Origin of the sequence: Rathayibacter sp. VKM Ac-2927 (assembly GCF_022815525.1) — a bacterium.
Taxonomy (GTDB): domain Bacteria; phylum Actinomycetota; class Actinomycetes; order Actinomycetales; family Microbacteriaceae; genus Rathayibacter; species Rathayibacter festucae.
Genome location: NZ_JALGRT010000003.1, coordinates 633,023 through 654,319, shown reverse-complemented (window position 1 = coordinate 654,319; position 21,297 = coordinate 633,023). Strand labels below are relative to the sequence as shown.

Genomic DNA, 21,297 nt, shown 5'->3' with positions numbered 1-21,297 from the left:
CTGGACGCCGATTCCCACGAACCACCCGACGGAGACGCATGTCCGAGATCACGGCCGACACGGTCGCCCATCTGGCCTCGCTGGCCAGGATCGACCTCACCACCGAGGAGATCGAGAACCTCACCCGGGAGCTCGGTCAGATCGTCGACTCGGTGACGGCGATCCAGGCCGTCGCCACCCCCGACGTCCCGGCCACCAGCCACCCCATCCCGCTCGAGAACGTGTTCCGCCCCGACGTCGTGGGCGAGACGCTGACCCTCGAGCAGGCGCTCTCCGGTGCTCCCGAGCACGACGGCAGCCGCTTCCAGGTCTCCGCGATCCTGGGGGAGGAGCAGTGAGCGCCCACGGCGACGAGCTCGTCCGCCTCAGCGCCTCCGCCCTCGCCTCGCGCCTCGCCGACGGCTCCGTCTCCTCGCGCGAGGCGACGCAGGCGCACCTCGACCGCATCGCCGCGGTCGACGGCGCGGTCCACGCCTTCCTGCACGTCGCGGGCGACGCCGCGACCGCGACGGCCGACGCGATCGACCGCCGCCGCGCCGAGGGCGAGTCGCTGCACCCGCTCGCCGGGGTCCCGCTCGCGGTCAAGGACGTCATCGTCACGAACGACATGCCGACCACCGCGGGATCGCGCATCCTCGAGGGCTGGCGCCCGCCCTACGACGCGACCGTCATGCAGAAGGTCCGCGCGGCCGGCCTCGTGCCGATCGGCAAGACCAACATGGACGAGTTCGCGATGGGCTCGACCACCGAGCGCTCCGCCTACGGCCCCACCCACAACCCGTGGGACCTCGACCGCATCCCCGGCGGCTCCGGCGGCGGCTCGGCCGCGGCCGTCGCGAGCTACGAGGCGCCGCTGGCCCTCGGCTCGGACACCGGCGGCTCGATCCGCCAGCCCGCGCACGTCACCGGCACCGTCGGCGTCAAGCCGACCTACGGCGGGGTCTCCCGCTACGGCGCCGTCGCCCTGGCCTCGAGCCTCGACCAGATCGGCCCGGTCTCGCGCACGGTCCTGGACTCGGCGCTGCTGCACGACGTCATCGCCGGGCACGACCCGCGCGACTCGACCTCGCTCCGCGACGAGTGGCCCTCCTTCGCCGACGCGGTCCGCCGCGCCGACGTGAAGGGCCTGCGGATCGGCGTGCTCAAGGAGCTCGACGGGGGAGAGGGCTTCCAGCCCGGTGTCCTCGCCCGCTTCCACGAGGCCCTCGCGGTGCTCGAGAAGGCCGGCGCCGAGATCGTCGAGGTCAGCGCGCCGAGCATCGAGCACGCCGTCGCGGCCTACTACCTGATCCTCCCCGCGGAGGCGTCGAGCAATCTCGCGAAGTTCGACTCCGTCCGCTTCGGCCTGCGGGTCACCCCGCAGGGCGGCGGCACCGTCGAGCAGGTCATGGCCGCGACCCGCGAGCAGGGCTTCGGCCCCGAGGTGAAGCGCCGGATCATCCTCGGCACCTACGCGCTCTCGGCCGGCTACTACGACGCCTACTACGGCAGCGCGCAGAAGGTGCGGACCCTGGTCCAGCGCGACTTCGACGCCGCCTTCGCCTCGGTCGACGTGATCGCCTCGCCGACCGCGCCGACCACCGCCTACCGGCTCGGCGAGAAGCTCGACGACCCGCTGGCGATGTACCGCGGCGACATCGCCACGATCCCGGCGAACCTGGCCGGCATCCCCGGCATCTCGGTCCCCGCCGGTCTCGCCGACGAGGACGGCCTCCCGGTCGGCGTACAGTTCCTGGCCCCCGCCCGCCAGGACGTCCGGCTCTACACCGTCGGCGGCGCGCTCGAGGCGCTCCTGGAGGAGCAGTGGGGCCACCCGCTGCTCTCGCAGGCGCCCGATCTCGCCGCCGCCCAGCTCTCCGCCCCCCAGGAAGGTGCCGTCTGATGGCCTCCGCGCACGCGTCCGCCCCCGAGCTGATGGACTACGACGAGGTCTTCGAGCGCTTCGAGCCGGTCCTCGGCTTCGAGGTGCACATCGAGCTCAACACGAAGACGAAGATGTTCTCGGACGCCCCGAACATCGCCGGCTCCGAGCCGAACACGAACACGACGCCCGTGTGCCTGGGCCTGCCCGGCTCGCTGCCGGTCGTCAACGAGCAGGCCGTCCGCTACTCGATCAGCCTCGGCCTCGCGCTCGGCTGCTCGATCGCGCCGTCCAGCCGCTTCGCCCGGAAGAACTACTTCTACCCGGACATGGCGAAGAACTACCAGATCTCGCAGTTCGACGAGCCGATCGCGTTCGAGGGCTCGGTGGAGGTCGAGCTCGCCGACGGCAGCGTCGTGCACATCCCGATCGAGCGCGCGCACATGGAGGAGGACGCGGGCAAGCTGACCCACGTCGGCGGCTCCACCGGCCGCATCCAGGGCGCGGAGTACTCGCTGGTCGACTACAACCGCGCCGGCGTCCCGCTGGTCGAGATCGTCACGAAGCCGATCCACGGCGCGGGCAAGAGCGCTCCGGAGTACGCGAAGGCCTACGTCGCCACCATCCGCGACATCGTCCTCGCGCTCGGCATCTCCGACGCGAAGATGGAGCGCGGCAACCTCCGCTGCGACGCGAACGTCTCGCTCAAGCCGATCGGCCAGGAGAAGCTCGGCACCCGCACCGAGACCAAGAACGTCAACTCGCTCCGCTCGGTCGAGCGCGCCGTGCGCTACGAGATCCAGCGCCAGGGCGCGATCCTCGCCGCCGGCGGCACGATCACCCAGGAGACGCGGCACTGGCACGAGGACACCGGCCGCACCTCGGCCGGGCGCCCGAAGAGCGACGCCGACGACTACCGCTACTTCCCCGAGCCCGATCTGCTGCCCGTGGTGCCGAGCCCCGAGCTGATCGAGGAGCTGCGCGCCGCGCTGCCCGAGAAGCCCGCCGCCCGCCGCCGCCGGCTGAAGGCCGACTGGGGCTTCACGGACCTCGAGTTCCAGGACGTCGCGAACAGCGGTCTCCTGGTCGAGATCAGCGAGACCGTCGCCGCCGGCGCCTCGCCGCAGGCCGCTCGCAAGTGGTGGACCGGCGAGGTCGCCCGGCTCGCCAACGCGGCGGGGCAGGATCCGGCCGAGCTGGTGTCGCCCGAGCAGGTCGCCGAGCTCGCGAGGTTGATCGACGCCGGCACCCTCACCGACCGGCTCGCCCGCGAGGTGCTCCAGGGCGTCATCGCCGGCGAGGGCACCCCGCAGGAGGTCGTCGACGCCCGCGGGCTCGCGGTCGTCTCGGACGACGGCGCCCTCATCGAGGCGATCGACGCCGCCCTGGCCTCGCAGCCCGACGTGCTCGCGAAGATCCGGGACGGCAAGGTCCAGGCCGCCGGCGCGGTCATCGGCGCGGTGATGAAGGCGATGAAGGGCCAGGCCGACGCGGCCCGCGTCCGCGAGCTCGTCCTCGAGCGCGCGGCCGGCTGAGTCGATGCGCGGGGAACGGACGGCGGCGTGAGCACCCTGCCCGGCGACGCGTCCGTCCCCGCTCGGCTCGATCTGCCGGGCGGGGCGTTCCTCCGCCCGCTCGTGACGAGTGACGCGGATCTGCTGCACCCGGTGATCGGGCAGCGCCGCGGCTGGCTCGCCGCGCTGCTGCCCGAGGGCGACCCGAGCGGCCTGCCCTCCGCTTCCCCGGGTGACGACCTGCGCGCGCTCCGGCGGCTCGAGACCGCCGCGCGCGAGCGGCGCCTCTTCGCCTACCTCCTCGTCGGCGCGGACTGGACCGAGGTCCTCGGTGCCCTGAGCGTCCTGCCCGTCGGCGACGACCACGGCGAAGCGTCCTGGTGGGTGGTGCCGAGCCTCGTCGGGTCCCGCCTCGAGGAGGAGCTCGACGCCTACGCGCGACGCTGGCTGCTGCAGCGCTGGCCGTTCGAGCGCGTCGAGACCCCCGACAACCACCCCGAGGAGCCGGCCGCCCTCGCCGGGGCCAACCTGCTCCCGCTGCTCCCCGACACTCCGGCGCGCACCCCGCTGCCCGAGCCGGACCACGCGGCGGCGGAAGCGCTCTGGGCCGCCTACCGGGTGCATGAGCCGGGCGTGCCCGAGGAACTGCCCCTCGTCGAGTCCTTCGGCGACTCGGTCGAGCTCGCCGACGAGCTGCTCGCCCTGGTGCGGCGCGGCGTCAAGACCGCGACGGCCTCGCTCGTCGGCGACGAGCCCGTGCCCCGCGTCGGCGACCACTGGATCGTCTGCGACGGCGCCGGTGTCGCCCGCGTCGTGCTGCGGACCGTCGAGATCCGTCTCGGTCCCCTCGACAGCGTGGACGACGCCTTCGCCTGGGACGAGGGCGAGAACGACCGCTCGCGGGAGTCCTGGCTCGCCGGGCACCGGCGCTACTTCGAGCGCGAGTCACCGGGCGGCATCGGCACCGTCGTCTTCGAGCGCTTCCGCCTGGTCTGGCCGGAGGAGGATGCGACCGTCGCCGCGGGCTTCTCGCGGCGGATCGCCTCCGAGCGGCCGGACGGCGCACCCTAGGCCGGTTCGGGGGGTTCCCCTGATGCTCCACTCAGCGGCCCTGCGTCAGAGTGGAGGCATGGCTACTCTCGTGCGCCCCCGTCGGGGCAAGATCATCGCCGGCGTCTGCGCCGGCCTCGCTAACCGCTTCGGCTGGAGCCCCTTCCTGGTCCGGCTGCTCTTCGTGCTCTCCTGCCTGCTCCCCGGGCCGCAGATCATCGCGTACCTCGTGGTGTGGGTGGTCGTCCCGAAGCAGAAGTGATCCCGGCGCTCCTCCGTCAGTCGGCCTCCCTCGGGAGCGGTGGCGGGGGAGCGTCTCTCTTCACGTGGTGAACGTTCACGGCGACGTACCGCTCCACGCTTGACCCGACCCCTCGTGCCGCTCTACCGTGATGCGTGAACGTTCACGTCGACGACGCCGCGAAAGGGCCACGCATGACCGACTCCACCACGACCACGACCACGACCACCGCCACCGCACCGGGCTGGGCGGTGCTCGGCCCCGGCAGCATCGCGCGCCGGTTCCTCTCCCAGCTCCCGGCGAGCAGCCGCGGGGCCCGGCTCGTCGCGGCGGGCAGCTCCGATCAGGGGCGCGCCGCCGCCTTCGCCGCCGAGGCCGTCGAGCACGGCTTCTTGGACGCGACCGCCGGCGACTACGCCGCGGTCCTCGCCGATCCGCAGGTCAGCGCCGTCTACATCTCCACGGTGCACACCGGCCACGCGGCGCTCGTCCTCCAGGCGCTCGAGGCCGGCAAGGCCGTGCTCTGCGAGAAGCCGCTCGCCGTCAATCACGGCACCGCGATGGCCCTGGTCGACGCCGCCCGCAGCGCCGGGCTGCCGCTGGTGGAGGCGTACATGTACCGCTTCCACCCGCAGACCGCCGCGCTGCTCGACCTCGTCCGCGACGGCGTGATCGGCGACGTCGTGCACATCGACGCCTCCTTCTCCTTCCGCACCGGCGCCCGCGAGGGCCGGCTGTACGACGTCGCGACGGCCGGCGGCGGCATCCTCGACGTCGGCGGCTACACCGTCACCGCCGCGGCGGCCGTGGTCCAGGCCGCGACCGGCGTCGCGGTCGCCGAGCCCGTCGAGTTCGACGCGCAGGGCACGCTCGGCCCGACCGGCGTCGACGAGTGGAGCGTCGCCCGCGCGACCTACCGCGGCGGCATCACCGCGACCCTCCGCACCGGAGTGGCCCTGGACGACGTGAACGCCCTGACCGTCCACGGCACTCGCGGCCGTCTGCACGTGGCCGACCCGTGGTTCGGCGCCGCGGAGACGGGCATCGAGATCAGCGTCGTGGGCGAGGAGCCCCGCCTCGTGGCCTTCGAGGGGGAGAGCCCCTACGCGCTCGAGGCGGACGCGACGACCGACGCCCTGGCCGCCGGCGCTGTCGAGGTGCCGCAGATGACCCTCGACGAGACGCTCGCGACCGCACGCACGCTCGACCGCTGGCGCTCCGCGGTCGGCCTGCGCTTCCCGTTCGAGGCCGAGACCGCGGATATCCCCACCGTCTCCGGTCGGCCGCTCCGCATCGCGGCGGACGCCCCGATGCTCTCCGGTGAGATCCCCGGCGTCGGCAAGCGGATGTCGCGGCTCGTGATGGGCGTCGACAACCAGCCCGACCTCGCGCACGCCTCGGCGATCTTCGACGCCTTCGTCGAGCAGGGCGGCACCGCCTTCGACACCGGCTACATCTACGGCGGCGGCGTGCTCGAGGGCCGTCTCGGGCAGTGGATCCGGAACCGCGGCATCCGCGAGGACGTCGTCGTGATCACCAAGGGCGCGCACACCCCGTACTGCGACCCGGAGTCGCTCACCCGCCAGCTGCTCGAGAGCCTCGAGCGCCAGGGCACCGACTACGCCGACATCTACCTGATGCACCGCGACAACCTCGAGGTGCCGGTGGGCGAGTTCGTCGACGTGATGGACGAGCACCAGCGCGCCGGGCGGATCCGCGCCTACGGCGTCTCGAACTGGACGCCCGCGCGCTTCGACGAGGCGCAGGAGTACGCCCGGGCCAACGGCCGGGCCGGCTTCCAGGCGCTGAGCAACCACTTCGGCCTGGCCGAGGCGTACGACGTGCCGTGGGACGGCTGCGTGCACGTCACCGACCGGGCCTCGAAGGAGTGGCTGGTCGAGCGGCAGATCCCGCTGCTGCCGTGGTCCTCGCAGGCCCGCGGCTTCTTCACCGGCCGCGCCCGACCGGACGACACCAGCGACGCCGAGCTGGTGCGCTGCTACTACGGGCCGGACAACTTCGAGCGGCTCCGCCGGGCCGAGCAGCTGGCGGCCGAGCACGGCGTCGGAGCGACGGCGATCGCCCTGGCCTACGTGCTCGCGCAGCCGTTCCCGACCTTCCCGCTCTTCGGACCGCGCACGATCACCGAGCTGCGCTCGTCGATGCGCGGCCTGTCGATCGAGCTGACTCCGGAGCAGACGGCGTGGCTCGACCTCCGCGCCTGAGCGGTGCCGAGGCCGGCGGTCGCGCGACGATTCACGACGTCGCCGCGGCCGCCGGGGTCTCCCGCCAGACCGTCACCCGGGCGATGAACGGCATGCCGGGCATCAGCGAGGAGACGAAGCAGCGGGTCCTCGAGGCGGCGGAGCAGCTGTCCTACCGGCCGTCGCGCTTCGGCCGCGGCCTGGTGACGGGTGGCGAGCACCAGCTCGGGCTCGTCGTCGACGACCTGCGGAACCCGTGGTCGCCGGAGCTCGCCTCCGCCGTCGTCCGGGTCGCCGCGGCGCGGGGCTGGAACGTCTCGCTCGCGGACGTCGGCCTCGCCGCCGACTCCGACCGGATGATCCAGGCGCTCGGCGCGCAGACGGACGCCGTGATCGGCACCTTCGGCGATCGGGCTGCCGAGTGGATCGAGCGGCTCGGCTCCGTGCCGGTCGTCGAGCTCGATCCGACCGGGGACCCGCTGAGGGGCGCGGTGCTGCTCGACCATTCCGACGCGGTCGGGGCGCTGGCCGAGCACCTGGCCGAGGTGGGGGTGCGGCGTCCGGTGGTCGTCGACGTGTCGCGGGACGCGCGGCCGAGCCCGCGGGCGGAGCTCCTGCTGGGCGCCTTCGCCGCGCACGGGCTCGAGGCCTCGGTCGTCCGCGCGGACGGCCCGACCGCGCAGGCCGCGGCGGAGGCGACCGAGCGGATCGTCGCGCGGCCGCGGGTCGCGGATGCGATCGTCGCCTTCAACGACCTCTGCGCGCTCGGCGTGCTCTCCGCCTGCCGCCGCGCGGGCGTGGACGTGCCCGGCGACGTCCGGGTGGTCGGCATCGACGGCCTCTCGATCGGGCGGCTGCTCGCCCCGACGCTGACGACCCTCGCCGTCGACCTCGACGAGCTCGCCCGGCACGCCCTCGACCTCGCCGTCGCCATGATCGCCGGCGAGCTCCCGAAGGGCGGCCCGTCGGTGCACCGCACCGTCCGCCACCAGCTCGTCCTCCGCGAGTCCGCCTGACCCCCGCGGAGGTCTCGCGTTCCGCGAGCCGCGCCGTCATGCTGGTCGAGTAGCCCCGGAGGGGCGTATCGAGACCCGCCGTCATCAGCAGGGCGGGTCTGCAGACTCGTCTTCTGACGCTGGTGGATCTCGATACGCCCGCTGTGCGGGCTACTCGATCAGCATGAAACGCGGGCCTTCATCTGAGGCGGCGCCCTCCTGCTGGTCGAGTAGCCCCGGAGGGGCGTATCGAGACCCGCCGTCGTCAGCAGGGCGGGTCTGCAGACTCGTCTTCTGACGCTGGTGGATCTCGGTACGCCCGCTCCGCGGCCTACTCGATCAGCAGGGAGACGGAGTGGCGCTTCGCGCCACCTCTCCTGTCTCCGTCGACGGCTGACGACCGACGCTGGGCTCGCTCTGAGTGAACCCTCAGCGATCCCTGCGGAGGGAGGCATAGCGTTGCGCTGTGCGTGCGCATCTTGCCGCGCCGAGGAGGAGATCATGGGATTCCTGGACCGACTGCTGGGACGCGAAGAGCGACCCGAGGAGCGCCGCCCCGCCGCCGGCTACCCGGCCCCTGCGGCCGCGGAGCGCCGCGCCGACACCCCGTCCTACGGCACCCCTCCCGCGCAGTCCGCGCGCAGCAAGGACGAGATCGCGATCGAGCGCTACCGCTACCTCCTCCGCACCGCGCCGCCCGAAGCGATCGAGCAGGTGCACCGCGAGGCGTTCGAGCAGCTCACGCCCGAGCAGCGCCAGCAGGTCTTCCGCGAGCTCAGCGAGGGTGCGCCCGCGGGCGACGCCCCGCGCGCCGACGACGCGCAGTCGCTCGCCCAGTCCGCGACCCGCAGCGAGCTGCGCCAGCCCGGCTTCATGGAGCGGCGCTTCTCCGGCGGCGGTGCCGGCGGCATGGGCTTCGGCGGCGTGCTCGCCTCGTCGATGCTCGGCACCATCGCCGGATTCGTGATCGGCTCGGCCATCGCCGACGCGTTCATCCCCGACGGGGTCGGCGAGTCGGTCCAGGCCGAGGGTGCCGACGGTGCAGACGGCGGAGACGCGGGAGCGGACGGCGGCGACGCCGGTGCCGGCGACGCGGGAGGCGACTACGGCGGAGGCGACTATGGCGGAGGCGACTACGGCGGAGGCGACTTCGGCGGAGGCGGCGACATCGGCGGAGGCGGCGACTTCGGGGGCGGCGACTTCGGCGGAGGCTTCGACTTCTGACCCCCGCGAGTCCTGAGGCCGGCGAAGGACCGCCCGGCCTCAGGACTCCTCGAGCAGCAGCGCCTTCACCTCGCGGCGCAGCACCTTCCCGATCATGCTCCGCGGCAGCTCGTCGACGACGACGATCCGCTTGGGCATCTTGTAGGGCGTGAGCGCCTCGCGCACGGTGCGGCGCGCCTCCTCCTGATCGAGGTGGGCACCCGGCTCGAGGACGACCGCGGCAGCGACCTGCTCGCCGCTGCGGGCGTCCGGCAGGCCGACGACGGCCACGTCGCGGACGGCGGGCAGCCGGCGGAGCACCTCCTCGACCTCCGACGGCGAGACGTTGAAGCCGCCGGTGATGATCAGCTCCTTGATCCGGTCGACGATGGTGACAAAGCCGTCCTCGTCGATCGTCGCGATGTCGCCGGTGCGGAACCAGCCCTCGGCGGTGAACACGGCCGCGGTCTCGTCAGGCTTGCGGTGGTAGCCGCGGAACACCTGCGGGCCGCGGACGACGAGCTCGCCCTGGCCGCCGGCCTCGACCTCGGTCTCCGGGTCCTCAGGATCGACGATCCGCACGTCCGTCCCCGGCAGCGGCAGCCCGACGGTCCCGGCCCGGCGCGCGGTGCTGACCGGGTTCGCCATCAGCACGGGCGAGGTCTCCGAGAGCCCGTAGCCCTCGACGAGCGTGCCGCCGGTCAGCGCCTCGAACGACTCGACCAGGTCCGGGTCGAGCGGCATCGCGCCTGAGATCGCGATCTCGATGCCCTGCAGCGAGACGCCCTTCTCCTTCGCACGGAGGGCGAGCCGCTCGGCGATCGGCGGGACCGCGGGCAGGAACGTCGCCGGGTGCTTCCGGACGACCTTGAGGACGAGGTCCGGATCGAACTTGGGGAAGAGCACGAGCCGCGCGCCCATGCTCATCGCGAAGGTGAGGCAGAGGGTCAGCCCGTAAGCGTGGAACATCGGCAGGACCGCGTAGACGACGCAGTCGCCGCGACGGACCGTCGGCACCCAGGCGCGGGACTGCGCGGCGTTGGCCGTGAGGTTCAGGTGCGTCAGCTCCGCGCCCTTCGGGGCGCCGGTCGTGCCGCTGGTGTACTGGATGACCGCGAGGTCCTCCGCCGTCGGCCGCGGGTGCGCCGGGTCGAGCCGGCGGCGCAGCAGCGAGTCCCACTCGATCGCGCCGCGGACCTTCCCGGTCAGCGCGGCGCGCGACTCGCGTGCCTTGCGGATCGGCAGCCGGAGGGCCGCGCGCATCGGCGCGGGCATCGCCCGGGTCAGGTCGACGGAGACGATCGTCTCGACGCCGAGGTCCTCGGGGAGGTCCTGGACGAGCGGCACCACGCGGTCCCAGGCGATCGCGACCCGCGCGCCGTGGTCCTCGAACTGGTGCCGCAGCTCACGCGGCGTGTAGAGCGGGTTGTGCTCGACGACGACCGCGCCGAGACGCAGGACCGCGTAGAAGGCGACCACGTGCTGCGGGCAGTTCGGCAGGATCAGAGCGACCGGGTCGCCGGAACGCACGCCGAGCCGGCGCAGGCCCTCCGCGGCCTTCTCCACGTCGTCCGCGAGCTGGGCGTAGCTGGTCGAGCGGCCGAAGAACTCGAGCGCGACCTGGTGCGGATAGAGCCGCGCGGACTCGGTGACGATGTCGACGAGCGAGCCGGTCGGGAGCTCCAGCTCCTCCGGCACTCCCTCGGCGTAGCTGCGGATCCAGGGGCGGGGCGGGTGAGTGCTCACCCGCCCCACTCTAGGTGCAGGGCTCCCGGCGCCCGACGGGCCGGTGAGCGCTCAGGCGCCCTTCGCGACCGCGTCCTCGATGGCGACGTCGCCCGAGACGATCTCCCAGGTCTTTCCGATCGAGGAGGGATCGGCGAGCACCGCGATCACGGTGGCGGCGACGTCCTCGCGCGGGATGCTGCCCCGCTCGACGCTCTCGCCGAGCTCGATCCGGCCGGTGCCCTCGTCGTTGGTCAGACCACCCGGGCGGAGGATCGTCCAGTCGAGGTCGGTGCCGCGCAGCGCCGTGTCGGCGTCGCGCTTGGCCTCGACGTAGGCGCGCCAGCCCTCCTCGGTGTCGTCGTCGAGCGGGGCGTCCACGCCGATCGCGCTGATCTGCACGAAGCGGCGGATGCCGGCGATCGCGGCCGCTTCCTGGCTGAGGACGGAGGCGCCCAGGTCGACGGTGCGCTTGCGCTCGGGACCCGAGTCGGGTCCGGCGCCGGCGGTGAAGACGAGGGCGTCCACGCCCTCCAGCCGCCCGGCGAAGTCCTCGGCGGTCGAGTGCTCGAGGTCGTGGACGAGCGGCTCGCCGCCGAGGCGGACGATGTCCTCCGAGTGGTCGGGGTTGCGGACGACTCCGACCGCTTCGTGTCCGGCGTCGTAGAGCAGATGGAGGATCTGCTGGCCGACCTTGCCGTGTGCTCCGATGACGGCGACGCGTGTCATGGGTGTCCCTTCCTCGTCGGGGCGCTGGGCCCCTGGTGCCGTCCGCGCGGTGGGCGCGGACCTCCCCATCCTGCCGTCGGCAGCCTGGGGTCGTTCTCAGGTGGTGCGGCTCGTGCGGCGCCGCTCAGGCGCCGCGGCTCAGGCGGCGAGGCGGTCGTCGCGCCCGGTGACCGCCAGCAGCCGGCTCTGCAGCGGCGCGGTGGCGTCGATCGGCACGGGCGCCGCGAACAGCCCGCTCGCGCGCAGCGTCTCCTCCTGCGGGGCGAAGAGCTCCCACACGGCGGCGATGAGGCCCTCCTCCATCGCCTCCTCGCTGCCGGTGGCCCGCGCGAGATCCCAGGTGTGCACGGTGATGTCGGCGACCTGCTCCTGCAGCAGTTCCAGGGCGGTGACGGTGTCGCGGCCGAGGCGGAGCTCCGCGGCGGGGTCGACCTCGCGGGACACCGCGCGCAGCAGGGTCGTGACGCGAGTCCACTCGCTCCGCAGATCGGCGGCGACGGGCTCGAGGCGGATCGGCGACTCGTCGCCGCCGGAGAGGAGCGTGTGCGCCCGCTGCTGCTCGCGGACGACGTGCAGAACGAGCGCGCGCGTGTCCCACTCGGTGTCGGGGGTCGGCGCCGTCCAGTCGACCACCGCGTCGAGGCGGATCTCGAACGCGGCGTGGGCGCGGGCCTGCAGGTCGAGCCAGAGGCTCAGGTCGGAGTCGGGGGAGGCGGGCTCGTGCTCGTGCGTCATGTCTTCTCCGATGGAGTGATCGTGGGTGCTCGGGTCAACCGCCTGAGCGGCGCCGCCATTCCCACCGGGGCGGGTCCGCGCGAGGGCGGCCCGGTGTCGGTGGTGCGTGCGACCATGATCCTCGGAAGCACCGCCGTCCGGGGAGCGGTGCGCCACTCGAGCAGGGCGGAACGTGAGCAAGCAGGACGGCAGCGGGCGGCAGGTCACCATCGAGCCCTTCGACGACCCGCGCGCGAGCATCCTGCACGTCGACATGGACGCGTTCTTCGCCTCCGTCGAGCTGCTCGAGCACCCGGATCTGCGCGGCAAGCCGGTCGTCGTCGGGCACATCGGCTCGCGCTCGGTGGTCACCGCCGCCACCTACGAGGCGCGCAAGTACGGCATCAACTCGGCCATGCCGATGGCCGTCGCCCTCCGCCGCTGCCCGCACGCGATCATCCTCGAGCCGCACATGGACCGCTACCGCGAGGCCTCGCGCCGGGTGATGGCGATCTTCGACTCCTTCACCCCGCTCGTCGAGCGGCTCAGCATCGACGAGGCGTTCCTCGACGTCGCCGGTGCGCGGCGGATCTCCGGTTCGCCCTGGGCCATCGGCACCGAGATCCGCCGGAGGGTGCACGACGAGCTCGGTCTCACCTGCTCCGTCGGCATCGCCAGCACCAAGTTCGTCGCCAAGCTCGCCTCCGGCCGCTCCAAGCCCGACGGCCTGCTCGTCGTGCCGTCCGACGGGGTGCAGGCCTTCCTCGACCCGCTGCCGGTGAGCGCGCTCTGGGGCGTCGGCGCCAGCACGGAGGAGGCGCTGGTGCGCCGGGGCCTGCGGACCGTCGCCGATGTGGCGACCACGCCGCTCGCCTCCCTCGTCTCGGCCCTCGGCGAGGCCACCGGGCGCCGCCTGCACGCGCTGTCCAACGGCGTCGATCCTCGCCCGGTCGACACCCGGCAGATCGAGAAGAGCGCCGGCCACGAGATCACCTTCGCGGACGACGTCGCCGACCCCGAGCTGGTCCGCCGCGAGCTGCTGCGCCTCTGCGACAAGGTCGCCGTGCGGATGCGCCGCTCCGGCGTGCGCTGCCGCACCGTCGCCGTCAAGGTCCGCTTCGGCGACTTCAGCACACTGACGCGCTCGCGGACGCTGCCCGAGGCGACGGACGTGGCGCGCGTGCTCTACGACGCGTCGTCCGCGCTGCTCGAGGCGGCCAACCCGCTGCGCCGGCCCGTGCGCCTGATCGGCGTCCGCGGCGAGCAGCTCGTCGAGGGCGACGACGTCGCCTTCTCGCTCTGGAGCGACTCGGACGACTGGCGCGACGCCGAGCTCGCGGTCGACGGCGTCTCGGCGCGCTTCGGCACCGGCGCCGTCCGGCCGGCCTCGCTGCTCTCGCGCTCCGCCCCGGAGTCGGCCAAGGGCATCGACATCAGCGACACCCTCGCTACGCGGAACCGATCGTCAGACTGATCGGCCGGTGGTCCGAGCCGTTCGGCGGCAGGACCTCGAGGGTCGCGGCGGGCACACCGTCCGCCAGCGCGTGGTCGAGGGACACCAGCGGCAGCAGAGCCGGCCAGGTCGCCGGGAAGCCGATTCCGGAGGTGCGGACCAGCGCCGCCTGGTCGAGGACCGGCGCGAGCAGGTGGTCGTCCGTCGCGGTGTTGAAGTCGCCGACCACGAGCGTGCGGTCCGACGCGTCGTCCGCGAGCGTCGAGGCGAGGCCGCCCAGCATCGTGTCGCGCTCGGCGTGATCGCCGAGGCGGAACGAGGCGAGGTGCACCACGAAGAGCCGCGTCGCCCCGAGCGGGGTGTCGACGTCGACCGCGAGGGCGCGGTTCCAGTCCAGGCCGAGGTCGAGCGGCTCGCCGTTCGAGAGCTCGGTGCGGCTCCACAGCCCGACGGTGCCGACCACGTACGAGTGCGGGTACGCGTCCGAGAGCTCCGCGTCGACCGCCTCGCGATCCTCGCCGGCCAGCTCCTGGAAGGCGAGCACGTCCGGCTCCCTCGCCGCCAGCTCCGCCGCCAGCGCTCCGGCGTCGTCGCCGGTGCCGAGGTTCTGGCTGATCACGGTGAACGATCCGGAGCGGACCGCCGGTGCGGGGAGCGCCACCGGGAGCACGAGCACGCCGTAGACCATCACGAGCACGGTCACCGCTGCTCCGGCACCGCGCGAGCGCAGGGCGACCGCGGCGGCCACGAGGAGGAGCACCGCGAGTCCGGACCACGGGATCGCGGTCTCGACCACCGACAGCCAGCCGGCCGCGTCCCACAGCACGCGGTGGAAGGCGAGGAACGCCGCCAGCAGCAGGCTCGCGACCGCGACGGTCGCGGCGCGACCTGGTCGGCGGCGGCGCGGGCGGGACGGCATCCGACGATCATCGCAGCAGACCTCGGGGAGGAGGTGGGGGAGTCCTGTGCGCGCCGGTGCGCCGCTTGTCGCCCGTTCGGCCCGCGGAGTAGCGTCGGGCCATGCCCAACATCGCTGTCTCCCTGGCCGACAAAGTGACCTCCGCGGGTGCCGCGACGAGCTACGGAGACCCGATCGAGGTCGACGGCGTCTCGCTCGTCCCTGTCTCGCTCCGCTGGTTCGGCTTCGGCGGCGGCAGCGGCTCCGAGGACGGCCAGGAGGGCGGCGGAGGCGGCGGCGGCGGTGCCGTGGTGCCGATCGGCGCCTACATCAAGGACGACCTGGGACTGCGCTTCCAGCCGAACATCGTCTCGGTGCTCGCCGTCGGCGTCCCGCTGGTCTGGGTGTCCGGCAAGGCGCTCGCGCGGATCATCCGCGCACTCAAGAAGTAGCGGCCCGGGCGCGGCCTCAGCGCTGGGGCCGCGCCGTGAACCAGGTCTTCTTCGTCCGGCCGAAGCCGACGATCAGCCGCTCGGCGTCGTTCGGCCGCTGCGGGTCGTAGATGACCGCGACCGGCTCGCCCGCCATCCAGGCGTCGCCCCGCCGCTGCGGGGTCTTCACCAGGTGCCGCTCCTCGCCGTCGACGAGGCGGTAGGCGACGAGCAGTCGACCGAGATCGCGAGCCGCCGCAGCGTCTCCGCGGGCCGGATCCTGCGCGACCACCCGACCGGACACCCGCGTGCCGTAGCTGAGCAGCTCGCGGCGGATCCGGAAGCGGCGCCGCCAGAGCAGCACCTGCAGGAGCACCACGAGGACCGCGGCGAGGACGAGCACCACCGACCACGACATGCTGTCTATGATTGCTGACGAACACGGGAGTCCGGTGCACCGGGCTGAGAGGAAGGCAGCAGCCTTCGACCGTCGAACCTGATCTGGGTCATGCCAGCGAAGGAACGTTTCGATCTCCTCTTCTTCGACCCGTGCCCCGTTTCGCTTCCACGAAAGGGCACGTCAGTGCAGAACACACCAGCGCAGAACAACGCAGCGCAGAACTCAGCAGCGCAGAACACCTCCGCGGAGAACTCAGCAGCGCAGACCACCTCCGGTCCCACGAAGGCCTCCTCCGCCGGCCGTCCCCGGGATATCCGCTGGCGGGTCGTCGACATCGTCGTGGCCAGCGTCGTGGCCGTCGCCGCCGGCATCGTCTTCTGGGCGTGGGGTCTCGCGACCAACGTCCTCGGCGTCGCCTTCGAGTTCCTCCCCGGCCTCGGCGGCCTCCTCGGCGGCGGCTGGCTCTTCGCCGGCGTCCTCGGCGGCCTCATCATCCGCAAGCCGGGCGCGGCGCTCTACACCGAGCTGCTCGCCGCGGTCGTCTCGGCCCTGATCGGCACGCAGTGGGGCTTCCTCGTCCTGCTCTCCGGACTCGTCCAGGGTCTCGGCGCCGAGATCGTGCTCGCCCTCTTCCTCTACCGCAGCGGCCGTCCGCTCGTCGCGATGCTCGCCGGAGCGGGCGCGGGCCTCGCCCTCGCTGTCAACGACCTGCTGATCTACTACCCCGCCGTCGACGGCCTGTTCCGGACGGTCTACGTGGTCTCGTCTCTCGTCTCCGGCGCCGTGCTGGCCGGGCTCCTGCCCTGGTTCGCAGTGCGCGGCCTCGCCGCCTCCGGGGCGCTGGACCGCTTCGTCTCCGGGCGGGAGGGCCGCGTGGTCGAGGGGGCGGGCGCGGGCGCTCGATGAGCGGCGCGTCGATCCGGGCCCGCGGCTGGAGCTGGCGCCACGCGGGCCGGTCGACCGCGGCCGTGACCGGGCTCGACCTCGAGGTGCAGCCGGGCGAGCGCGTCCTGCTCCTCGGTCCGTCCGGGGCGGGCAAGAGCACGCTCCTGCACGCGCTGGCCGGGGTGCTCGGCGGCGAGGAGGACGGCGCCGACGAGGGCGAGCTGAGCATCGACGGTGCCTCTCCGGCGGAGCGCCGCGGAGTGGCCGGACTCGTCCTCCAGGACCCGGACACACAGGCCGTGCTGGCCCGCGTCGGCGACGACGTCGGCTTCGCCTGCGAGAACCTCGGGGTGCCGCGCGCGGAGATCCCGGCGCGAGTCCGTCGCGCGCTCGACGACGTCGGTCTCGACGTCGCCCTCGACCGCTCGACGTCCGCGCTCTCGGGCGGGCAGAAGCAGCGGCTCGCCCTCGCCGGCGTCCTCGCGATGCAGCCCCGCCTCCTGCTGCTCGACGAGCCGACCGCGAACCTCGATCCGCGCGGGGTCGAGGAGGTGCGCTCCGCGGTCGAGCGGACCACGGCGCGCACCGGCGCCACCCTGATCGTCGTCGAGCACCGCGTCGACGTCTGGATCGATCTGGTCGATCGGATCGTCGTGCTCGGCGCCGACGGCACGGTCGTCGCGGACGGCGAGCCGCGCCCGGTGATCGAGCGCGCCCGCAGCGTCCTCGTGGCAGCGGGTGTCTGGCTCCCCGGCGAGCACCCGGAGCGGCGCGTCGAGTCACCGGCACCCGCATCGACCGCCCTCACCGCCGCCGCGCTCGATCTCGCCCGCCCCGTGTTCGGCCGCCCGCCGCCCCTCATCGCGACGGGCCTCGACCTGGCGATCGACGCCGGACGGGTGACCGCCGTCCTCGGCCCGAACGGCGCGGGCAAGTCCACGCTCGCCCTGACGCTCGCCGGTCTCCTCCCGCCGGCCGGGGGAGAGGTCGTGGCCTCGCCGGCGGTGCGCGACGGAGCGTCGCCGCACCCGCACCGCTGGAGCTCGCGGCAGCTCGCCGACCGGGTCGCGATGGTCTTCCAGGAGCCGGAGCACCAGTTCCTCACGGCGCGGGTCCGCCAGGAGCTGCACCTCGGCGCTCGGGACCAGGTGGAGCGGCGCCGCGCCGACGAGCTGCTCGAACGCCTCGGCCTCGCGCACCTCGCCGAGGCGAACCCGTTCACCCTGTCCGGCGGTGAGAAGCGGCGGCTCACCGTCGCGTCGGCGCTGGTCCGGCGGCCGGCGGTCGTTGTGCTGGACGAGCCCACCTTCGGCCAGGACCGACGGACCTGGGACGTGGTCGTCGACCTGCTGGCCGGGCTGCGCGCGGACGGCCGCGCCGTGCTCGCCGTCACTCACGACGAGCACCTGGTGTCGGCCCTCGCCGACGCGGTGGTGCGCCTCGGTGAGCCGACGGTGGTGACCGGATGACGCTCCTGGACGCGATCCCGGCCCGCGGCCGCATCGCCCGTGCCAACCCCGTCGCGAAACTCGTCGCGAGCCTCGTCATCGCCGTCGTCCTGATCCTGACGGTCGACGTCGTGTCCGCGGCCACCGCGCTCGTCCTCGAGCTGCTCGTGCTGCCCTTCGTCGGTCTGCGTCCCGGCGACCTGGTGCGCCGCACCGCGCCGATCTGGATCGCGGCCCCGCTGGCCGGCGTGACGACGGTGCTCTACGGCCGCGACAGCGGCGCCGTGCTGGGGCAGTTCCTCTTCGTCTCCGTCACGGAGGGCTCCGTCGCCCTCGGCGCCGCGATCGCCCTGCGCGTGCTCGCCATCGGCCTGCCGAGCGTCGTGCTGATCGCGACGACCGATCCGACGGATCTCGCGGACGGGCTCGCGCAGATCCTCCGGCTCCCGGCGCGCTTCGTCCTCGGAGGCCTGGCCGGGATGCGGCTCGTCGGCCTGCTCACCGACGACTGGCGCACCCTCGCGATGGCGCGCCGGGCGCGGGGCGTGGCCGACGGACGCGGACCGACCGCCGCGCTCAAGAGCCTCGGTGCCCGCAGCTTCTCGCTGCTGGTGCTGGCGATCCGGCGCGGCAGCCGCCTGGCCACGGCGATGGAGGCGAAGGGCTTCGGCTCGGGCACGCCGCGCACCTGGGCGCGGGAGTCGCGCCTGGGCGCGTTCGACGTGCTGCTGGTGCTGGGCGGAGCGGCGATCGCGGCGGTCGCGGTCACCGCGGCCGTGCTGACCGGCGCCTGGAGCTTTGTGCTGAATGGCTGACCCGCGGCAGCTCACCGGGGCGACCGCGCGGACACTCGCCGTCGGCCTCGTCGCCCGCCGCGCGCGCACGGTGCTGCTCGACGGCCCGAGCGGCTCGGGGAAGTCGACGTTCGCGCTGGCGCTGCTGGCGGAGCTGTCGCGGTCCGCCCGCGCTCCTGCGGCGACGCTCGTGCGGATGGACGACGTCTACCCCGGCTGGTCGGGGCTGGACCGCTCGGTCGCGATCGCGGCGGACCGGATCGTCCGGCCGCACGCGCTCGGGCTCGGCGCGCGCTGGCAGGCCTGGAACTGGGCGGCCGACACGACCGCTGGCCCGCGCGCCGCCGAGGCACCGCTCCTCCTGCTCGAGGGCTGCGGCGCCGCGGGGGAGCGGAGCCGGCGCTTCGCCGATCTCACCGTCTGGATCGAGGCGGACGAGGCGCAGCGGAAGCAGCGCGCGCTCGCCCGCGACGGCGCGCTCTTCGAACCGCACTGGGACTCCTGGGACGAGCAGTTCCGGCGCTACTGCGAACGGGAGCGTCCCCGCGAGGGCGCCGACCTGGTGCTCGACTCGAGCGACCCGGAGGCTGTTCCTCCCCGCTGAGGGGTCAGGCCCAGCCGAGCTCGTGCAGCCGGTCGTCGTCGATGCCGTAGAAGTGCGCGATCTCGTGCACGAGGGTGACGTGGATCTCGTCGCGCAGCTCGTCGAGGGTCTCGCAGGCGGCGAGGTGCGGCTCGCGGTAGAGGATGATCCGGTCGGGCATCTCGCCGAAGCCGTAGCGCTCGCGCTCGGTCAGCGCGACGCCGTCGTAGAGGCCGAGCAGGTCGAGCGAGCCGTCCTCGGGGCGGTCCTCGACGACGAAGACCACGTTCTCGAGCCCGTCGACCATGTCGTCCGGGAGGGCGTCGAGCTCGGCGACGACCAGCGTCTCGAACTCGGCCTCGTCGAGGGTGAGCATCGCCTGGCCTCTCGTCATCGATCGGGTAGGGGAGCGGTCGGATCTCCGGCGGCGGAAAGACGGAAGGCCCGGAGCCATCGACTCCGGGCCTTCCGAACTGGTTCTCATACAACTGGGGTGAGTAACGGGGCTCGAACCCGCGACCTCCTAGACCACAACCAGGCGCTCTGCCAACTGAGCTATACCCACCAGGACGGTGTTCCGCGGGGCGAACCCGCGAAGCAACTGTACGAGAGTACTACATCCGCGAGGCGAACTCGTCCACGATGGCGGCCGAGACGGCCTGCACCTCGGCGGAGGTGGGGCCCGGCTCGGGGACGAAGACGGCCCGGCGGTAGAAGCGGAGCTCGCGGATGCTCTCGAGGATGTCGGCGAGGGCGCGGTGGCCGCCGTGCTTGGCCGGGGCGTTGAAGTAGATGCGCGGGAACCAGCGGCGAGCCAGCTCCTTCACGGTCGAGACGTCGACGTTGCGGTAGTGCAGGTGCGCGTCGAGACGCGGCATGAACTTGACCAGGAACGCCCGGTCGGTGCCGATGGAGTTGCCGGCGAGCGGCGCCTGCTGCTCGGCGGGGACGTGCTTGAGCACGTACTCGAGCACCTCGTACTCGGCCTCGGCGACGCTCACGCCATTCGGGATCTCCTTCAGGAGCCCCGAGGTCTCGTGCATGTTCCGGACGAAGTCGCCCATGTTCTCCAGCGCCGACGCGTCGGGGCGGATGACGATCGACAGCCCCTCGTCGAGGGGTTCGAGATCGAAGTCGGTGACGATCACGGCGATCTCGACGAGCTCGTCGACGGCGAGGTCGAGTCCCGTCATCTCGCAGTCGATCCAGACAAGACGGTCGGGGGCGCTACTCATGCGCCGAAGTCTATCCGCGGCCACCGACACGGCCGGGGCGGCGGGGAGCGCCTCCTAGAATCGATCTCCGTGATGATCCTCGTCTGCGTGCTGCTGATCGCCAACGCCGTCTGGAACGCCGTCGTCTGGCCGCCGTTCCTCCGCCGGGTGCGGAAGGACCCGCGGGCCCGCGACGCGTCCGGCCGCGCCACGACCTTCCTCCGCGTCCACACGATCCTGATCGGGATCTCGCTGCTGCTCGCCGTCGTCTCCCTGGTCGTCGGCGTGCTGGGTCTCGTGCAGGGCGCCTGACCCGGCCCCGCTGCCGGCGCCGTGGCGACGCCGCCTCGTGAAGGCGCCGTAGTAGCCTGGCGAGACGCCCCCGTAGCTCAGCGGATAGAGCAGCAGCCTTCTAATCTGACGGTCGCAGGTTCGAGTCCTGCCGGGGGCACGGAATCACTGGGATCCGGCCGGTCCCGCGGGTCGCTCGACACGACCAGCCATCGCTTACTCATCGGAAACCCCGCGCAGCTCGCGTCTGCGAACGCTGGTTGCGGATGCGCCGCAGCCGGTACACGAGCTGCGGGTCGGCCTCGACGGCGGCCGGGCTCTCGAGGACGCGCGAGAGCCGCTGGTAGAAGCGCGCCGGGCTGCCGAACGCTCGCCGGATCTCGTCCTTATCAGCCGCGCCCTGGCCGTAGCCGGACGCGAACGCCAGGACTTCGAGATCGGTCACGCGCGCCGGCCCCCGCGGCCGCGCCGGTCGGCTTCCGCGCGCACCTCGTCGTCGTAGCGGTACCGGCCCGTCTCCGGGTCGACCATCACCCGGCCGTCCTTCCACGCGAGCAGCCAGGGCGCTTCCTCGCCGGCGTCGCGGTAGGCCTGCACGGACGAGTCGACGTAGCCGCGGGGGCGGTGCGGGTGGTTCGGATTGTAGGCGACTCCCATCCGACGA

24 protein-coding genes, 2 tRNA genes and 1 riboswitch are annotated in these 21,297 nt (G+C 73.3%); of the genes, 16 read left to right on the top strand and 10 right to left on the bottom strand.

Translation table 11 applies throughout. From position 1 onward, the window contains the following. Positions 1–38 precede the first annotated feature (38 nt). The 8 genes from gatC (at position 39) to MT353_RS12235 (ending at position 9,089) form a co-directional block, all read left to right on the top strand. Positions 39–338 carry an Asp-tRNA(Asn)/Glu-tRNA(Gln) amidotransferase subunit GatC gene (gene gatC / locus MT353_RS12270; RefSeq protein WP_123445757.1) on the top strand — a complete coding sequence of 100 codons (300 nt, stop codon included), beginning with the start codon at positions 39–41 and terminating at the stop codon, positions 336–338. Continuing rightward, positions 335–1,882 (top strand): Asp-tRNA(Asn)/Glu-tRNA(Gln) amidotransferase subunit GatA, encoded by a 1,548-nt coding sequence (gene gatA / locus MT353_RS12265; protein ID WP_132437853.1) that lies wholly within the window; start codon positions 335–337, stop codon positions 1,880–1,882. Before gatC ends, gatA begins: the two co-directional genes overlap by 4 nt. Beyond that, positions 1,882–3,396, top strand: a complete 1,515-nt coding sequence (gene gatB / locus MT353_RS12260; RefSeq protein ID WP_243624633.1) for an Asp-tRNA(Asn)/Glu-tRNA(Gln) amidotransferase subunit GatB — start codon at positions 1,882–1,884, stop codon at positions 3,394–3,396. Before gatA ends, gatB begins: the two co-directional genes overlap by 1 nt. A gap of 27 nt (positions 3,397–3,423) precedes the next feature. Further along, positions 3,424–4,446, top strand: a complete 1,023-nt coding sequence (locus MT353_RS12255; RefSeq protein WP_243624632.1) for an ASCH domain-containing protein — start codon at positions 3,424–3,426, stop codon at positions 4,444–4,446. 58 nt (positions 4,447–4,504) lie between these two features. Further along, positions 4,505–4,687, top strand: a complete 183-nt coding sequence (locus MT353_RS12250) for a PspC domain-containing protein (protein ID WP_243624631.1) — start codon at positions 4,505–4,507, stop codon at positions 4,685–4,687. A 173-nt stretch (positions 4,688–4,860) separates the two neighbouring features. Beyond that, positions 4,861–6,891 (top strand): aldo/keto reductase, encoded by a 2,031-nt coding sequence (locus MT353_RS12245; protein ID WP_243624630.1) that lies wholly within the window; start codon positions 4,861–4,863, stop codon positions 6,889–6,891. Beyond that, on the top strand, positions 6,870–7,886 hold the full coding sequence (locus MT353_RS12240) for a LacI family DNA-binding transcriptional regulator (RefSeq protein ID WP_243624629.1): 1,017 nt from the start codon (positions 6,870–6,872) through the stop codon (positions 7,884–7,886). Before MT353_RS12245 ends, MT353_RS12240 begins: the two co-directional genes overlap by 22 nt. A 480-nt stretch (positions 7,887–8,366) precedes the next feature. Next, positions 8,367–9,089, top strand: a complete 723-nt coding sequence (locus MT353_RS12235) for a hypothetical protein (RefSeq protein WP_243624628.1) — start codon at positions 8,367–8,369, stop codon at positions 9,087–9,089. Between the two features lie 39 nt (positions 9,090–9,128). On the opposite strand, the gene MT353_RS12230 is transcribed toward MT353_RS12235, so the two are convergent. From MT353_RS12230 to MT353_RS12220, 3 genes are all read right to left on the bottom strand, one after another. Beyond that, on the bottom strand, positions 9,129–10,814 hold the full coding sequence (locus MT353_RS12230) for a long-chain-fatty-acid--CoA ligase (protein ID WP_243624627.1): 1,686 nt from the start codon (positions 10,812–10,814) through the stop codon (positions 9,129–9,131). Positions 10,815–10,865: 51 nt separating this feature from the next. Further along, positions 10,866–11,522, bottom strand: coding sequence for an SDR family oxidoreductase (locus MT353_RS12225; RefSeq protein WP_123732238.1), 657 nt, complete (start codon positions 11,520–11,522; stop codon positions 10,866–10,868). Positions 11,523–11,660: 138 nt separating this feature from the next. Then, entirely contained in the window at positions 11,661–12,257 is a 597-nt protein-coding gene (locus tag MT353_RS12220) for a TIGR03086 family metal-binding protein (RefSeq protein ID WP_243624626.1), read from the bottom strand. 172 nt (positions 12,258–12,429) lie between these two features. On the opposite strand from MT353_RS12220, the gene dinB reads away from it, so the two are divergent. Beyond that, positions 12,430–13,710, top strand: a complete 1,281-nt coding sequence (gene dinB / locus MT353_RS12215) for a DNA polymerase IV (protein WP_243599142.1) — start codon at positions 12,430–12,432, stop codon at positions 13,708–13,710. On the opposite strand, the gene MT353_RS12210 is transcribed toward dinB, so the two are convergent. Beyond that, on the bottom strand, positions 13,685–14,608 hold the full coding sequence (locus MT353_RS12210; protein ID WP_127886438.1) for an endonuclease/exonuclease/phosphatase family protein: 924 nt from the start codon (positions 14,606–14,608) through the stop codon (positions 13,685–13,687). The two genes, dinB and MT353_RS12210, sit on opposite strands and share 26 nt — an antisense overlap. A gap of 101 nt (positions 14,609–14,709) precedes the next feature. Here MT353_RS12210 and MT353_RS12205 point away from each other — a divergent pair, with 101 nt between their 5' ends. Beyond that, entirely contained in the window at positions 14,710–15,039 is a 330-nt protein-coding gene (locus MT353_RS12205) for a hypothetical protein (protein WP_123445768.1), read from the top strand. Between the two features lie 16 nt (positions 15,040–15,055). Here MT353_RS12205 and MT353_RS12200 read toward each other — a convergent pair whose 3' ends face one another. Beyond that, the gene (locus MT353_RS12200) at positions 15,056–15,436 is read right to left on the bottom strand and encodes a DUF3592 domain-containing protein (protein WP_243624625.1); all 381 of its coding nucleotides are present in this window, start codon (positions 15,434–15,436) and stop codon (positions 15,056–15,058) included. Between the two features lie 14 nt (positions 15,437–15,450). Next, positions 15,451–15,558: riboswitch (TPP riboswitch) on the top strand. 43 nt (positions 15,559–15,601) lie between these two features. Here MT353_RS12200 and MT353_RS12195 point away from each other — a divergent pair. Genes MT353_RS12195 through MT353_RS12180 form a run of 4 tightly spaced genes read left to right on the top strand, consistent with a single transcriptional unit; the run spans position 15,602 to position 19,149 of the window. Beyond that, on the top strand, positions 15,602–16,324 hold the full coding sequence (locus MT353_RS12195) for an ECF transporter S component (RefSeq protein WP_374204709.1): 723 nt from the start codon (positions 15,602–15,604) through the stop codon (positions 16,322–16,324). Beyond that, on the top strand, positions 16,321–17,772 hold the full coding sequence (locus tag MT353_RS12190; RefSeq protein ID WP_243624624.1) for an ABC transporter ATP-binding protein: 1,452 nt from the start codon (positions 16,321–16,323) through the stop codon (positions 17,770–17,772). Before MT353_RS12195 ends, MT353_RS12190 begins: the two co-directional genes overlap by 4 nt. Further along, positions 17,769–18,566, top strand: a complete 798-nt coding sequence (locus tag MT353_RS12185; protein ID WP_243624623.1) for an energy-coupling factor transporter transmembrane protein EcfT — start codon at positions 17,769–17,771, stop codon at positions 18,564–18,566. The genes MT353_RS12190 and MT353_RS12185 overlap by 4 nt, the downstream gene beginning before the upstream one ends. Then, positions 18,559–19,149: an ATP-binding protein gene (locus MT353_RS12180; RefSeq protein ID WP_243624622.1), complete on the top strand. Its 591-nt coding sequence runs from the start codon at positions 18,559–18,561 to the stop codon at positions 19,147–19,149. The genes MT353_RS12185 and MT353_RS12180 overlap by 8 nt, the downstream gene beginning before the upstream one ends. 4 nt (positions 19,150–19,153) lie before the next feature. Here MT353_RS12180 and MT353_RS12175 read toward each other — a convergent pair whose 3' ends face one another. The 3 genes from MT353_RS12175 to orn all read right to left on the bottom strand — a co-directional run bounded on the left by MT353_RS12175 (position 19,154) and on the right by orn (position 20,363). Continuing rightward, positions 19,154–19,504 (bottom strand): metallopeptidase family protein, encoded by a 351-nt coding sequence (locus MT353_RS12175; RefSeq protein ID WP_123445773.1) that lies wholly within the window; start codon positions 19,502–19,504, stop codon positions 19,154–19,156. A gap of 113 nt (positions 19,505–19,617) precedes the next feature. Beyond that, positions 19,618–19,693 (bottom strand) — tRNA-His (locus MT353_RS12170). Between the two features lie 49 nt (positions 19,694–19,742). Then, the gene (orn, locus tag MT353_RS12165; protein ID WP_243624621.1) at positions 19,743–20,363 is read right to left on the bottom strand and encodes an oligoribonuclease; all 621 of its coding nucleotides are present in this window, start codon (positions 20,361–20,363) and stop codon (positions 19,743–19,745) included. Between the two features lie 72 nt (positions 20,364–20,435). Here orn and MT353_RS12160 point away from each other — a divergent pair, with 72 nt between their 5' ends. Both MT353_RS12160 and MT353_RS12155 read left to right on the top strand, forming a co-directional pair. After that, the gene (locus MT353_RS12160) at positions 20,436–20,654 is read left to right on the top strand and encodes an SCO4848 family membrane protein (RefSeq protein ID WP_123445775.1); all 219 of its coding nucleotides are present in this window, start codon (positions 20,436–20,438) and stop codon (positions 20,652–20,654) included. Positions 20,655–20,720: 66 nt separating this feature from the next. Continuing rightward, positions 20,721–20,793, top strand: a tRNA-Arg gene (locus tag MT353_RS12155). Positions 20,794–20,853: 60 nt separating this feature from the next. On the opposite strand, the gene MT353_RS12150 is transcribed toward MT353_RS12155, so the two are convergent. Beyond that, positions 20,854–21,078, bottom strand: coding sequence for a DUF3263 domain-containing protein (locus tag MT353_RS12150; protein WP_243624620.1), 225 nt, complete (start codon positions 21,076–21,078; stop codon positions 20,854–20,856). Beyond that, positions 21,075–21,290, bottom strand: coding sequence for a hypothetical protein (locus MT353_RS12145; RefSeq protein WP_243624619.1), 216 nt, complete (start codon positions 21,288–21,290; stop codon positions 21,075–21,077). Before MT353_RS12145 ends, MT353_RS12150 begins: the two co-directional genes overlap by 4 nt. Positions 21,291–21,297: the final 7 nt, after the last annotated feature.